This is a genomic window from Microvirga sp. (assembly GCF_014699075.1).
Taxonomy (GTDB): Bacteria; Pseudomonadota; Alphaproteobacteria; order Rhizobiales; family Beijerinckiaceae; genus Microvirga.
Genome location: NZ_JACXAB010000018.1, coordinates 1 through 14,562 on the forward strand (window position 1 = coordinate 1; position 14,562 = coordinate 14,562).

13 protein-coding genes and 1 tRNA gene are annotated in these 14,562 nt (G+C 63.2%); 5 read left to right on the plus strand and 9 right to left on the minus strand.

The features are described 5' to 3' along the window. Window positions 1–240 precede the first annotated feature (240 nt). A complete protein-coding gene (locus IC232_RS19810; protein WP_190846682.1) occupies window positions 241–825 on the minus strand; it encodes a hypothetical protein in 585 nt (194 codons plus the stop codon). 363 nt (window positions 826–1,188) lie between these two features. Here IC232_RS19810 and IC232_RS19815 point away from each other — a divergent pair, with 363 nt between their 5' ends. The 3 genes from IC232_RS19815 to IC232_RS19825 all read left to right on the plus strand — a co-directional run bounded on the left by IC232_RS19815 (window position 1,189) and on the right by IC232_RS19825 (window position 4,845). Beyond that, window positions 1,189–2,577, plus strand: coding sequence for a hypothetical protein (locus IC232_RS19815; RefSeq protein ID WP_190846683.1), 1,389 nt, complete (start codon window positions 1,189–1,191; stop codon window positions 2,575–2,577). Between the two features lie 115 nt (window positions 2,578–2,692). Next, a complete protein-coding gene (locus IC232_RS19820) occupies window positions 2,693–3,646 on the plus strand; it encodes an aldo/keto reductase (RefSeq protein WP_190846684.1) in 954 nt (317 codons plus the stop codon). Window positions 3,647–3,753: 107 nt separating this feature from the next. Further along, a complete protein-coding gene (locus tag IC232_RS19825) occupies window positions 3,754–4,845 on the plus strand; it encodes an alkene reductase (protein WP_190846685.1) in 1,092 nt (363 codons plus the stop codon). 3 nt (window positions 4,846–4,848) lie between these two features. On the opposite strand, the gene IC232_RS19830 is transcribed toward IC232_RS19825, so the two are convergent. Both IC232_RS19830 and IC232_RS19835 read right to left on the minus strand, forming a co-directional pair. After that, window positions 4,849–5,364: a hypothetical protein gene (locus IC232_RS19830; RefSeq protein WP_190846686.1), complete on the minus strand. Its 516-nt coding sequence runs from the start codon at window positions 5,362–5,364 to the stop codon at window positions 4,849–4,851. Window positions 5,365–5,410: 46 nt separating this feature from the next. Next, entirely contained in the window at window positions 5,411–5,974 is a 564-nt protein-coding gene (locus IC232_RS19835; protein ID WP_190846687.1) for a hypothetical protein, read from the minus strand. A gap of 184 nt (window positions 5,975–6,158) precedes the next feature. Between IC232_RS19835 and xth the strand changes: the two genes are divergently transcribed. Next, window positions 6,159–6,944: an exodeoxyribonuclease III gene (gene xth, locus IC232_RS19840; RefSeq protein WP_190846688.1), complete on the plus strand. Its 786-nt coding sequence runs from the start codon at window positions 6,159–6,161 to the stop codon at window positions 6,942–6,944. Between the two features lie 146 nt (window positions 6,945–7,090). Here the strand turns inward: xth and IC232_RS19845 are convergent, their stop codons facing one another. The 6 genes from IC232_RS19845 to lipB all read right to left on the minus strand — a co-directional run bounded on the left by IC232_RS19845 (window position 7,091) and on the right by lipB (window position 14,201). Continuing rightward, complete coding sequence (locus IC232_RS19845) at window positions 7,091–7,933, minus strand: tetratricopeptide repeat protein (RefSeq protein ID WP_190846689.1); 843 nt, start codon at window positions 7,931–7,933, stop codon at window positions 7,091–7,093. Further along, window positions 7,920–9,650 (minus strand): dihydroxy-acid dehydratase, encoded by a 1,731-nt coding sequence (gene ilvD, locus IC232_RS19850; RefSeq protein WP_190846690.1) that lies wholly within the window; start codon window positions 9,648–9,650, stop codon window positions 7,920–7,922. The genes IC232_RS19845 and ilvD overlap by 14 nt, the downstream gene beginning before the upstream one ends. 472 nt (window positions 9,651–10,122) lie before the next feature. Beyond that, window positions 10,123–10,902, minus strand: coding sequence for a protein-L-isoaspartate O-methyltransferase family protein (locus IC232_RS19855; RefSeq protein WP_246812301.1), 780 nt, complete (start codon window positions 10,900–10,902; stop codon window positions 10,123–10,125). Between the two features lie 257 nt (window positions 10,903–11,159). Beyond that, on the minus strand, window positions 11,160–12,767 hold the full coding sequence (locus IC232_RS19860; protein WP_190846692.1) for a carboxyl transferase domain-containing protein: 1,608 nt from the start codon (window positions 12,765–12,767) through the stop codon (window positions 11,160–11,162). A 232-nt stretch (window positions 12,768–12,999) separates the two neighbouring features. Then, window positions 13,000–13,377: a hypothetical protein gene (locus IC232_RS19865; RefSeq protein WP_190846693.1), complete on the minus strand. Its 378-nt coding sequence runs from the start codon at window positions 13,375–13,377 to the stop codon at window positions 13,000–13,002. Window positions 13,378–13,466: 89 nt separating this feature from the next. Continuing rightward, complete coding sequence (lipB, locus tag IC232_RS19870) at window positions 13,467–14,201, minus strand: lipoyl(octanoyl) transferase LipB (protein WP_190846694.1); 735 nt, start codon at window positions 14,199–14,201, stop codon at window positions 13,467–13,469. 252 nt (window positions 14,202–14,453) lie between these two features. On the opposite strand from lipB, the gene IC232_RS19875 reads away from it, so the two are divergent. Next, window positions 14,454–14,538, plus strand: a tRNA-Leu gene (locus IC232_RS19875). Window positions 14,539–14,562: the final 24 nt, after the last annotated feature.

Genomic DNA, 14,562 nt, shown 5'->3' on the forward strand with positions numbered 1-14,562 from the left:
TGGAGCAGCCCGGTAGCTCGTCAGGCTCATAACCTGAAGGTCACAGGTTCAAATCCTGTCCCCGCAACCAACACACACCAAAGCCCCCAGGCAGAAATGCACGGGGGCTTTGCTGCGCTCGATGCCAAAACATCCAATCAGCGCCAACCCTGAAACTGCGAGCGCGGCTACAGAAAAAAGCCCTCCATGCTGCTGCAGGAAGGCTTCATCCATTCGAGCTTGGAAGCGGGAAAACAGGGATCAGGCAACCTGCCCGACTGGATCAAGATCGGCGGTCAACGAAAACCGCTCCAGTTGAACCGCGTAGGCAGCCTCCAGTCCCTTGAAGCGGGGTTCCGGCTCCGGCTCGATCCGCTCGACAGCCGCCGCAAGACGAGCGCAGAACCGATCGGATGCAGCGAGCAGAATGCGCAACGATCGTGCCGATGGCGGAATGCCGGAGGAAGCATCCTTCACGAGCACCGCAGCGGCCGCATAAAGATCGTCGACGGCAGCTTCCGTGCCGGGGTCGCGCTTGAGCAGACCCATCGTGTTGATGAGGAGCACGCGCAGATCGTGCAGATCATCCCCCCTGCCCGCCTGCGCAAGCAGATTGACGACCTTCTTGACCGCCTCGATTCTGTCTTTGATTGTTTGTGGTAGAGCGCTGTCGGTCATGAGCCTTCCCCTGTAGGCCTTATGTGAGATTCCCTGGAACTCACGGGATCCATGATGCGGATTCATGGTTAAATAATTCTTACGATGCCGCCGAAGTCCAAGCTTTTGCGGGGTTTTGCAAGCCTTGCACAGTCGGATATGAACCCTTTCCCGTGCGGCATTCTTCATGCATTGAGATTTCCTCGGAAGCCGTCTACATCAGCACTTCATTCGTGATTTGAACGTCCATCATGTCGAAGCTGAACGGCCTTGAACAACCGCAAAGGTATGTCCTGCGAAGCCGGCGCTTCGCAGGCAGGCCCTGCTTCATGCATGAGCATGAGCTGCGACCTGAACCCAGTCCCATGTGGGATGTTCAGGCGGTCAGCCCGTCAGAGCCGACGCCCAAGCGGGCGGACTTCCCACATTGATGCCGGTTTGACGTGACCCGTCGCCGGCTTGATCCGGCGATCTTCCTTCCCCCCGCATTCGCTTCCATTGCAATGCAGGTTCGCCGGATCCCAGCTTGCTGAGAAAAGGAGAAGCCCTGCAATGAACAGGGTCTGGACTGAAGAAGAACTCGACATCCTGCGTCGCGACCGGGAGGCCAAGGTGCCTGTTCCCGTAACCGCTGCAAAATTGGGACGGCCTGTTCCGGCCACCTATGCAAGAGCCAGGCTGATCGGCACGCTCGTTCAGCCTCATCAGCCCTGGGATGAAGCCGGCATTGCACGCCTGCGCGAACTCGTTTGCGCCGACCCGCCGATGACGGACAAGCGGATTGCCGCTGAACTTGGAAGAAGCGTAACTCAGATCCGCTGGAAGATGCAGGATCTCGGGCTCATAGGCGTGCGCGATCTCTCGAAGCTGGCGAAAATCACCGCTGCCGAGTCGTCTCGTCCGAAGGTCATCAACGACTCACCCGCGGAGCCGTTGCCGCATATCACTCCATCTCGCCGCAAATCTGCGCGAGAGCTGGCTCCTGATCATTCTGCAAGTTCGGCTCCATCCGCCATGGCTGCGCCCGGCAGATCTCCCATGAGGGATCCTCAGGCAGAGCTGGAGCGCGCGATCAAAGCACTTGTGGCCTCCATGGCCGATCTCCTGAAGAGTTCGATCGCGGAGACCGAGGCTGGCATGATCAGGGCGGCTCGCGCTGCCATTGCCGAAAAGGCACGGATCGACCAGCGGCTCGTCATCCGGGTCAAGCGTGTAGCCGATGCGGAAGCTCGCCGCTTGGCGGCTGGGCGGCAGGCCGAGTCTGAGGCGAAGGAGGCTGCCGCAGAGGCTAAGCGTCAGGAAGCTGAATCCAAAAGGACCCTGGCTGAGGCCAAACGGCGGACCAATGAGGCAGCTCGCATAACCCGTGAGCAGAAGGCCCGCGAGGAGAACCTTCGTAAGAAGTCACAGGTTGCTGCCTCCGCACCGGCCGAGGCGTCGAAGCCTGTCAGAAAGAACGCCATACTGCCCACCGTGCAGGGCCTATCGCGCGACGCTGCCCCGCGCGTTGCTCCGGCTCCCGTCGTGCCTGCCGTTGCCAAGATTGTCGTCATGGAAGCTCCTGCGGCGGCGCGTCCGATTGAGGTCGATCAGTCTGAAACACAAACGTCCGGTCGCGGCGGCTGGAAATCCGTTCGTCGTGATCCCGCGCGCGTTATGGCGCAGGCAAAAGCCAAGGCCAAGCCGGCCAACCGTGCTGATGCCGTCGATCTCGCGCAGGCGGCACAGGCCGCCATTGAGCGCTTCATCGCGGAACGTGGCGTGACGCGCACCGAGTCGGGCGGAGTCCAGTCCGTCGTCTCCCGTCTTCAGGCACGCGGCTACATCGTCGTGCGCGACGAGACGGGTTGGACGGTCGACCAACGTCACCGCATTGCCAGCGAATCCGATCTGATGGCTTTTGCAGAAGCCCGCGGCATCACAATGAGTGCCGCGGCCTGAATTGAAATCCCTGCAGCGTCCGGCATCTCGGCATCATGTCGGACGCTCCTGCTTGATTTGTTGTCTTGCCAGTGCCCTTATCCGCCCCACATCGGCTACGGGTAGGGAGATGATGATGGACAAGCGCAGGCTCGGCCGCTCGGACTTGATGGTTTCGCCGCTTTGCCTCGGCGGCAACGTTTTCGGATGGACGGCCGACGAGGCAACATCCTTTAAGCTTCTCGATGCTTACGTGGATGCAGGCCTCAACTTCATCGACACGGCGGATGTCTACTCCACGTGGGCTCCTGGTAACGCCGGCGGCGAATCGGAAACCATCATCGGCAAGTGGATGAAGGCGCGCGGCAACCGCGACCGGGTCGTGATCGCCACCAAGGTCGGTTCCGAGATGTCGCCTGATCGGAAGGGCCTGTCGAAGCGCTACATCCGCTCTGCGGTGGAAGCCTCCCTTCGGCGGCTTCAGACCGATGTCATCGACCTCTACCAGTCTCATCGCGATGATCCCGATACGCCGCAGCAGGAGACGCTGGAGGCCTATGCCGAGTTGATCCGTGAGGGGAAGGTGCGGGCCATTGGGGCTTCCAATTTCACCGCCGCGCGGATGCGAGAGGCGCTAGCGATCAGCGCCGAACAGGGCCTCCCGCGCTACGAGAGCCTGCAGCCGAAGTATAATCTCTATGACCGCTCCGAATACGAGGCGGAACTGGAGCCGCTTTGCCGGAGGGAAGAAATCGGCGTCATTCCCTATTACGGCCTCGCCAGCGGGTTCCTGACGGGCAAGTACCGGTCGGAGGCGGATTTCGGGAAGAGCGTGCGCGGCGGGCGCATGGCAGCTTATCTCAATGACAGGGGCAAGCGCATCCTCTCGGCCTTGGATGATGTGGCTGCCCGCAGGAATGCGACGCCGGCTCAGGTGGCTCTTGCCTGGTTGATGGCCCGGCCTGGCCTCACCGCTCCCATTGCCAGCGCCACGAACGTGGAACAGTTGCAGGACATCGCGGGGGCAACTAAGTTGCGCCTCGATGAAGCCGATATCACGGAACTCGACAGAGCCAGCGCGCCAGCCTGAGACATCCGTTTTTTGCATGGCAGCCTTCCGTTGCAACAAACGGTTGGCCTCTTATCTCGTGACGACCTGTGCTTCAGATAATTCCACAGGATGAAACGAGGTTTTCTATGAGCGCCGATGCCAATGCATTGTTCCAACCCTTCACGTTGGGCAGCCTGACCTTGCCGAACCGCCTGGTCATGGCTCCCCTCACCCGCAACCGGGCTGCGGAGGGTGACGTTGCGCGTGACATTACCGCTACCTATTACACCCAGCGTGCCAGCGCGGGCCTCCTGATCTCGGAAGGATCCCAGATCTCCCATCAGGGGCAGGGTTATCTGCGTACGCCGGGCATCTACACCCCTGAGCAGGTCGCACACTGGCGCAAGGTGACGGATGCGGTCCACAAGGCCGGCGGTCGCATCTTCATTCAGCTATGGCATGTGGGCCGCGTGTCTCATACCTCGCTCCTGCCAGGCGGAACTGCACCGGTGGCACCCTCGGCCCTCAGGGCTCAGACGAAAACGTTTGTTACAGACGGCTTCGTGGACGTGTCGGAACCTCGCGCGCTCGAACTCTCCGAGATCCCAGGCATCCTGCGCGAGTATGAGAATGCTGCCCGCAGCGCCAAAGAGGCAGGCTTCGACGGCGTCGAGATCCATGCAGCCAACGGCTACCTGCTCGACCAGTTCATGAAAGACGGCTCCAATCACCGCACGGACGCCTATGGCGGATCCATCGAGAACCGCGCCCGCCTCACGATTCAAGCGGCCGAGGCTGTGCTGAAGGTGTGGGACAAGGGACGCGTCGGCATCCGCCTCTCGCCGGCAAAGGTCAACGACACGGCGGACTCAAACCCGCAGGCCCTGTTCGGCCATGTGGTGGAGCGGCTCGACAAGCTCGGGCTCGCCTATATCCACATGATCGAGGGCGCCACGCAGGGCGACCGCAACGCGGTCGATGTGGACTATACGGGCCTGCGCGGCTCCTTCCGCGGCGCCTACATCGCCAACAACGGCTATGACCGTGATATGGCGTCTGAGGCAATCACGAGCGGACGTGCCGACCTCGTGGCCTTTGGCCGGCTCTTCATCGCCAACCCGGATCTTGTCGAGCGCTTCCGCCTCAACGCCCCGCTCAACCAGCCGGACCGCGCCACCTTCTATGGCGGCGGCACGGAAGGCTACACGGACTATACGGCCCTCAACGAGGCTGCGTAACGATCAGCAGGTGGAGCAGACACCCTCGCGTGCTTTCTGCTCCAACTCCTCACCCTGGCGGAACAACTCCTCTTCCCGAGCTGTCGGAGCGACCGCAGAGCGTTCGCCCGGCTGAAGCCGGTTGACGCCCCCAACGCCTCCCGTGGTGTTGGAATCGGTCGAGGAGCGGTTTGCGCTGGTGGCCGCCCCACCCGTGCTTGCTTCGTTGCCAGGGGGCGATCCCGTGTTGTCTGTAGCGGCATTCCCAACTGCGCTGCTGCCTTGGTTCGTTCCGTTCCCGGTCAGGGTATCAGGCGTTCCCCTGACATCCTGACCGGCAGCAGCCTGCCCGGGAGGGCGGATGGTGGAGTTGCCTGGCTGCGCGGCTGTGCCTGAGCCGGTCGACGGCGATGCCGAAGAGGACGAGCCGCCGGCGCTCCCGCCGCTGCTGCTCGAACCTCCTGAGGATCCTTGCGCCCATGCGGCTCCTGCGATCAGGCAGCCCGCGACCAGGGCAGTCGAAATGGTGAGATGACGCATAGGCGCCTCCTTTCGAGGTGCTGTCGAACGTCAACTCCAGGCAGAGTCATCGGTTTCCGGTGCTTGGCCGCCAAATGGCCAGCGTGATCCTGCCCGCCGCATCCAAGACCCTAGGCTCTCCAGGCCTAAGCTCCCGCTCAGACAGAATCGTCTCGGCACTCCTCCCGGCGCGGCATTCCGAAAAGACCGGAACACCATCGGGTACATGGGTGCCCTCCGCGCGGGTGAGATGGAAAGCATCGTATCCTATCTTAAGAAAGAGATCGAAGACCTGACGCCCGCCTGGGACGGCGACCCGCCCGCCGGCCGGGAGAACGATGCGGATCGCTTCGCCCCATGGCACCTTCGCAGGGTCCCACCACCAGCCGTCGGCACGCCGCTCGAGGCCGGGGGATGATGAGGACAGGATCATCCGCAGGCGGCCCTTGGAATTCGGATTGGCTTCGTGCCCAAAACGGCCGAGCACGGTCACGGCGGACATGTTGAGCTCGGCCTGGAAGTAGGCCCAGTCCGCGTCGTTGCGCAGGACCTCAGGGGTGTGGCCTGACGCATCGGCGATGCAATCGTTGTCCGACACGATGGCATAGCCGTGGATCTCAACCTGGGACATGGATGGGCTTTCTACGGAATGCATGAACAATCTCGGCCTTCATGAGGCTGCCGAAGCTATCCCAGGGCGTAAGCCAGGATTCGGGCATGCGTTGCAACCATGGGGACGATGGCGAAGTTCCAGCTTGCCAGCCAAGGGCGAAAATCCGATGAAGCACATGCAGCAGGACAACGGGAGTGCCGGAATGCGGATTGCCACGTGGAATGTGAACTCCATCAAGCAGCGGCTGGAACACCTCGGCACCTTCGTGAAGAGCGCCGACCCGGATGTCGTCTGCCTGCAGGAGCTGAAATGCGTGGACGAGGCTTTTCCCCGCTCCGAGGTCGAGGCCATGGGCTACAACGTCGTCACCCATGGCCAGAAGGCCTATAACGGTGTCGCCATCCTGTCCAAGCGCCCTCTCGAAGACGTTCGCCGCGGTCTCCCGGGCGACGAGAGCGACGAGCAGGCCCGTTACCTGGAAGGCGTGATCTCGACCTCCACGGGGGCGGTCCGGATCGCCTCCATCTACCTGCCGAACGGCAACCCCATCGGCACGCCGAAATTCGACTACAAGCTCGCCTGGATGGACCGCCTGCGCGCCCATGCCCGCAGCCTGCTGGTGCTGGAGGAGCCCCTGGTCCTGTGCGGCGATTACAACGTGATCCCGGAGCCCGAGGATGCCTACGATCCGGCGGCTTGGACCAGGGATGCCCTGTTCCAGCCGGAGAGCCGCGCGAAGTTCCGGGAAATGCTCAACCTCGGGCTGGCTGACGCCGTGCGCGCCTGCAGCGACCAGCCGGGGCTTTATTCGTTCTGGGATTATCAGGCCGGCGCGTTCCAGCGGAACAACGGCATCCGCATCGATCACCTGCTGCTCTCGTCGCAGGCGCAGGATAAGCTGAGAACAACCTCGATCCGCAAGGAAGTGCGCGGCTGGGACAAGCCCTCCGACCACGTGCCGGTGATCGTCGACCTCGATATCGATTGATCGTCAAAACATCTCTGTCATCACCGGCCTTGTGCCGGTGATCTCGACCCGAAAAGCGTAGCGCTTCTCAAACAGAGATGGCCGGGACTGATCCCCGGATCAAGTCCGGGGACGGCCATGACGTCAGAGATGTTCAGCAATCCGCTTTACCGGCGCGCCTGGATGTACTGCTCCAGCAGAGCGAGCGCGAGCTTGCGATCGCTGTCGTCCGCTGCCGTGAAGGCATCCTGGTAGAGATCCACGATCCATTGATCCTTGGCAGCATCCGTCGACGCCTCGCGAGCCAATGTCAGCCACATCAGCCCCTTCGCGCGCTGCCGCGGAACACCCTGCCCTGTCATCAAGAGATGGCCCAGGAGCGCCTGGGAGGCCGTGTGGCCCTTTTCCGCCGCCAGGTTGAACCAGCGGGCTGCATGGCGGGCATCCTTGCGGACGCCGGTGCCTTCCAGATAGAGCCGCGCGAGATTGTACTGCGCATTGGAGTCGCTGAAATAAGACGCCGCATAGCTGAACATCTCGACGGCACGCGCCGGATTGGACGCGACATAGGTGCCCTGGATGCCGTCCAGGAAATAGCTTCCCAGCGCCACGAAGGCGCTGGAGACCGCGCCGGCATTCGGCGAATCCGGGCTCTCGTCCGCATGCTGGTCGGCGAGCTTGGAGAAATACTCGAACGCCTTCAGGTCGTCGTGCGCCACGCCGTCGCCATCGGCATACATGCGTCCGAGCTTCCACAGGGCCAGCGAGTGCCCCTGCCCGGCCGCATATTCAAGCGCGTGCACGGCCGCGACCTTGTCGCCGGAATTGTAGTCGCGCATGCCGCTGCGCAGGGCATCGCGCGCCGAGCCGTACTTGGTGGCGGGCGCCAAGGCAGGTGCCAGAGCAGGCGTGAGCGGCTGCGGACGCGGCGCGGCATCGAGCGCATGCGCGGCTGCCACCCCGAGGAAAGCCACCCCCAATGTGGCCAGGATGAAATTAGACGTCCGCATAGGTTTCTTTTTCTGCGGCACCGCCCGGATGGGTGACTGCCCCATCCCGTGCGGGACCAACGGTTTGTGCGTATTTCCAGAGATAGCCCGAGGTGGCGGTCGTCTCGCGGGGCGCCCATTCAGCCCGACGCTTCGCCAGCTCCTCGTCGGAAAGCTCCACGTCGATGGTGCCCTCGATGGCATCGATGGCGATGATGTCGCCGTCCTTAATGAGCCCGATCGGCCCGCCCACGGCAGCCTCGGGGCCGACATGGCCGATACAGAAGCCGCGGGTCGCGCCTGAGAAGCGTCCGTCGGTGATGAGCGCCACCTTGTCGCCCATGCCCTGGCCGTAGAGCGCAGCCGTCGTGGAGAGCATCTCGCGCATACCAGGACCGCCGCGCGGCCCCTCGTAGCGGATCACCAGAACCTCGCCCTCGTTGTACTGGCGCTTGGACACGGCCTCGAAGCAGGCCTCCTCGCCGTCGAAGCAGCGGGCCGGACCGCGGAACACCTGATTGTCGGCGGCCATGCCGGCCACCTTCACGATGGCGCCCTCAGGCGCGAGATTGCCCTTGAGACCCACGACGCCGCCAGTCACGGTGATCGGGGTGTTCGCCGGATAGACCACGTCCTGGTCGTCGTTCCATTTCACGAATGCGAGGTTCTCGGCCATGGTGCGGCCGGTGATCGTCATGCAGTCGCCATGCATGAAGCCGTGGTCGAGGAGCGTCTTCATGAGCAGCGGGATGCCGCCGACCTCGAACAGGTCTTTGGCCACATAGCGCCCGCCGGGCTTCAGGTCCGCGATATAGGGCGTGCGCTTGAAGATCTCGGCCACGTCGAACAGGTCGAACTTGATGCCGGCCTCATGGGCGATGGCCGGCAGGTGCAGGGCCGCATTGGTCGAGCCGCCGGAGGCCGCCACCACGACAGCTGCGTTCTCTAGGGACTTGAGCGTCACGATATCGCGCGGGCGGATGTTCCTGGCGATCAGGTCCATGATCTGCTCGCCGGCCGCAGCGCAGAACCGGTCGCGGATCTCGTAAGGTGCCGGAGCGCCGGCCGAGTACGGGAGAGCCAGCCCAATGGCCTCGGAGACCGTCGCCATGGTGTTGGCGGTGAACTGCGCCCCGCAGGCGCCGGCGGACGGACAGGCCACCTGCTCCAGCTCGGTCAGGTCCTCATCCGACATCTCGCCGACGGAATGTTTGCCGACTGCCTCGAAGAGATCCTGCACGGTCACCTGCCGGCCGCGGAAGGAGCCCGGCAGGATCGAGCCGCCATAGATGAAGATCGACGGCACGTTGAGGCGCACCATGGCCATCATCATGCCCGGCAGAGACTTGTCGCAGCCCGCCATGCCGACGAGCGCGTCGTAGGAATGGCCGCGGATGGTCAGCTCGACCGAATCCGCGATCACCTCGCGGGACGGGAGCGATGCCTTCATGCCCCGGTGGCCCATGGCGATGCCGTCGGTCACCGTGATGGTGCAGAACTCGCGCGGGGTGCCCCTGGCCGCCGCCACGCCCTTCTTCACGGCCTGGGCCTGGCGCATGAGGGAGATGTTGCAGGGAGCCGCCTCGTTCCAGCAGGTGGCCACGCCCACGAGTGGCTGGGCGATCTGCTCCCGGGTCAGCCCCATGGCATAGAGGTAGGAGCGATGCGGCGCACGAGCCGGCCCCACCGTGACGTGACGGCTCGGCAGCTTCGACTTGTCGATCAGGCGCGCATCCATGGACCGAAACTCTTCATCTCACCCGGGTTTCACCGGAATCCCAAGGGTGATGGAACTCCCGTGATCTGCCATGTGCCCCGCCACCCATGCAATGACCCTTAGGAAGGATCGTTACAGCAGCCTTAACCTGAATTTGCCCCAGGGTGCTTTGCTGTAAAGCCTTGGTTTAGAAGCACTTTTGCCAGCTCCATGAAGTGCTCCCGGTTTATGGCGGCATCGCGGCGGAGCTTGGGCCAAGGGAGGCAAGATGTTGAAGGTTTGAGGGTGTTGCTCGGCCGCAACATTCTTGGGAGGGGATTCCTTCTGACTAGTTTACCGAGCCGCTTCACAAGAACCTCATACCGAAGGTGTGCCCTTGCCTGTTCTTTGGCGATTCACCCCTCGATCACGCCTGCCGCGTCAAGCAATCGAGTGATGCCCGAGTCATCACTCTATGGGATGTCTCCTGTGCGGACGTGTGGTTTTCAGTTGCTTATGCGCGCACCTCCTCCGACGAGAACCAGACTTGGTCATAGACGGCGACGGCGCTGGCATCGGGCTCCCGCTCGCTCCTGATCCACAGAGATCGAACGGCGGCAAGGTCAGACTCGCTCGGCAAGTTCCTTGCTGGGACGGTCTCCGTCGTGCCGCTGCAGGAGATGAACCCTACCCTCATCAAGGAATGGGCGCTGAAGCCATTGGCCTGCCGTTTGACCAACACCGCCGGTCCCCAGTTCTCGTGCGGCTGCCACGGAAAGATCAGGCGCCCGCCGGGATTGAGGGCCCGCAGCCACTCCACGTCCGGGGACAACACACCTGCATTCACATAGACAACATCGGCATTGGGCAGCACACGTCCGAAGGCCGATCCTGAATGCACGGTCACATTTGAACAGCCTTGTAGATTCCGCCGAGCTTGCGCCGCCAGATCGGCCTCGTATTCGAAGGCCTCCACGTGGCCGTGAGGCTCGACGAGCCGAGACAGGATGGCCGTGTAGTAACCCAGCCCAGCTCCGACATGGATCACTGTCTCGCCCGGCTGGAGGCTGACAGCATGGATCCACGCTACGTGAAGCGCAGGCTCGCCATTGTTGATGCCGCGCTCCCGGTCGATGGCGACAAGGACGTTGCCATAGAGATCGTAGACCTGACGTGTTTGCGTCCCGATCCCCATGCTGATCACCGTCCAGGGAGGGGACGGAAGGAAGGTCTCCCGGGAAATCAGCGCGAAAGCCTCCTCAATCCGGGCATTCTCAACGCCAGCCAAACGCATGATTTCAGACGCATATGACATCCGCGCTCGGGAGGATTCGTCCTGATTGACGTAGATTTTCATGACTTACCGTCACTTTCCTCCCGGTTCGGGAGGACATCAGGAATCTCGTCTATGTTAAGTAAATGGCGCTTTTCAGGAAGCCGCCAACGGCAACTCAGTGCGTTCCCTCAGCTGGTGTTGTCACTGTGCTTTCCCTCCCCGAATAGGAAGCTCACCCGATCCGGAAGAGCCCCACCTCGGGTGATGCGTAGATCCTACATCCGGAACACGCCGAACTTCGTCTCCGGCACAGGCGCGTTCAGGGCCGCCGAGAAGGCCAGCGCCAGAACGCGGCGGGTTTCCGAGGGCAGGATGATGCCGTCGTCCCACAGGCGGGCGGTGGCGTGATAGGGCGAGCCCTCCTGCTCGTACTTGTTGCGGATGGGAGCCTTGAAGGCCTCCTCCTCGTCGGCACTCCAGGACTTGCCTTCGGCCTCGATGTTGTCGCGTCGCACGGTTGCGAGCACGCTCGCCGCCTGCTCGCCGCCCATGACGGAGATGCGCGAGTTCGGCCAGGTGAACAGGAAGCGCGGAGAATAGGCGCGGCCGCACATACCGTAATTGCCGGCGCCGAACGAGCCGCCGACCAGCAGGGTGATCTTCGGCACCTGCGCGCAGGCCACGGCTGTGACGAGCTTGGCGCCGTCCTTGGCGATGCCGCCGGCCTCGTACTGGCGGCCCACCATGAAGCCGGAGATGTTCTGCAGAAACAGGAGCGGGATGCGGCGCTGGCAGCACAGCTCGATGAAATGCGCGCCCTTCTGGGCGCTCTCCGAGAACAGGATGCCGTTGTTGGCGATGATCCCCACCGGCATGCCCCAGAGCCGGGCAAAGCCCGTCACCAGGGTGGTGCCGTAGAGGCGCTTGAACTCGTCGAACTCCGAGCTGTCGACGAGGCGGGCGATCACCTCGCGGATGTCGTACTGCTTCTTCAGGTCGGTCGGCACGATCGCGTCGAGATCGTCGATAGAATATTTGGGCTCCACCGGATCGGCGATGTCGATGTCGATGCTCTTGCGAGTGTTCAGCGTGCCGACGATGCGGCGCACGATGGCGAGCGCATGGACATCGTCGGTGGCGTAATGATCCGCCACCCCGGACTGACGGGCATGCACGTCGGCGCCGCCGAGATCCTCGGCCGAGACCACCTCGCCGGTGGCAGCCTTCACCAGCGGCGGTCCGCCGAGGAAGATGGTGCCTTGGCGGCGTACGATCACGGTCTCGTCGGACATGGCCGGCACATAGGCGCCGCCGGCCGTGCAGGAGCCCATCACGCAGGCGATCTGCGGGATGCCGAGCGAGGACAGGGTCGCCTGGTTGTAGAAGATGCGGCCGAAATGGTCCCGGTCCGGAAAGACCTCCGTCTGGTGCGGCAGGTTCGCGCCGCCGGAATCGACCAGGTAGATGCAGGGCAGACGGTTCTCGCGCGCCACTTCCTGGGCCCGCAGATGCTTCTTCACCGTCATCGGGTAGTAGGTGCCGCCCTTGATGGTCGAATCGTTGCAGACGATCATGACCTCGCGGCCTTCGACCCGGCCGATGCCGGTAATGATGCCGGCCCCGTGGATCGCGTCCTCATACATGCCGTGGGCTGCGAGGGAGCCAAGTTCCAGGAAGGGAGCGCCGGGATCGAGCAGGCGCATCACGCGCTCGCGCGGCAGCAGCTTGCCGCGGGCGAGATGCCGCTCCCGCGCCTTCGCGGGGCCGCCTTCCGACACAGACTGCCGCTTGGCCTGGAGATCCAGGGCAAGCTCGGCCCAGGCGGCGCGGTTTTCCCGCGCGGCGTCCGAGGTCAGGTCGGCAGAGGTGGCGATGACGGGCACGGCGTCGGTCTCCCTTGTTCTTGGGTCTTGGCTCCCTCCGGCATAAGCCGGAGGGCTTCACCGCTCAGTACTAGCGCATCGTGCGGAAAAGTGACCCCGGTTTTCCGCGCCAAACGATGCGCTCACCAGGAAAAAGAAGCATCGGAATAAATCCCAAAAGTGCATTCCACTTTTGGGTCCGATGCTTTGGAACCAGGGAGCCTGCGCAACTGGGATTTGGGAGGCTCAGGCCTCAGCCCTTGGCCTGAATGACCGCTTCCCGCCGGATGACCCCCGATCCGCAGCGATAGGCGATGCCGCGCACGAGCGACCAATCCTGCGAGACCTGCTGCAGGTAGAGATGGGTTGCGCCAAGAGCGACGGCCGCCTGCAGCATGTCCTCTGTTGCGCGGCCGAAGGTGGATCTTCCGAGCGTCACGCCGAACCCGACATTGACCTGCGTATGGGTGCCGGGCGTCGTCGGGGTGACCGGGCTCACCTCGCCCAGCCGCGTGCAGGCCCGCACATCGGCCGGCGAGTCGACGATCTTCACGAGTTCCGTCGGCTCTGGCCGGTAGGCGCAAGCCGAAGCGGCCAGGGCGATGAGGGAGGCAAGGAGGGCACGTTGCATGAAAGTTCCGCCAATGATCAGCCGTTTGCCCCAGCTTAGAGCATGAAGCAGTGTTGAGGAGAAGCCTTGCCGTATCTGAGGTCAAAATCCTAGGCGGCGTGGCTCGGGAGCAACGGTGCCTCCACCCGCATGGTTGGCCCGAAGATCTCCTCGAAAGCCGTTCGCATCACCGCGTCGACCTCCGGCAGGGTGACCGGGATGCCGAGATCGACGAGGCTCGTGACCCCATGCTCGGTCACGCCGCAGGGAACGATGCCGGAGAAATGGGAAAGATCCGGCTCAACATTGAGGCTGATGCCGTGGAAGGTCGCCCAGCGACGCACCCGGATGCCGATGGCGGCGATCTTGTCCTCGGCTGTCTCGCCCTTATCAGGCCGACGCACCCAAACCCCGACCCGATCCTCCCGCCGCTCGCCGCGGATGTTGAAGGCGTCCAGTGTCGCGATGATCCAGGCCTCAAGGGCGGCCACGTAGCGGCGAAGGTCCGGTGCGCGACGCTTGAGGTCGAGCATCACATAAGCGACCCGCTGGCCCGGTCCATGATAGGTGTACTGCCCTCCCCGGCCCGTCTGGTGAACCGGAAAACGGTCGGGATCCACGAGATCCGCCGCATTGGACGAGGTGCCGGCCGTATAGAGCGGCGGGTGCTCCAGCAACCAGACCAGCTCGCGAGCCTGGCCGGCCGCGATCGCCTCGGCCCTGGCTTCCATGAAGGCCACCGCCTCCTCGTAGCCGACGAGGCTGTCCGTAATGAGCCACTCCACCGGTGCCGCGCCGGGCGCGGCATGAAACTGAACGGCCAAGCTGTCTCGCAGGTTCGACACCGATTCACCTTGAATATTCTAGAATCCAGAACGCAGGCGCCCTGAACCTTGAGAGAGCGAGGGTTCAATCCTGCGCTCCCATGAACTCTGCGCTTATATAGTCACTCCAGAGGCTTATCGCCTATCCCCCGCTATCAGCCGGGGCATTCGCACCGTTCAATCGCCGGAAGCTCGATGGAGGGGGTTGCAGCGGTCCGATCGTTCTGCTAGAGCGACCACCTCTTCAGGAAAACCTTTCCTGGAACCGAGTTCGCGGTCATGGCGGAATTGGTAGACGCACTACCTTGAGGTGGTAGCGGGGAGACCCGTGGAGGTTCGAGTCCTCTTGACCGCACCAACTTTCGGCGCTTCGCGTGCCGAA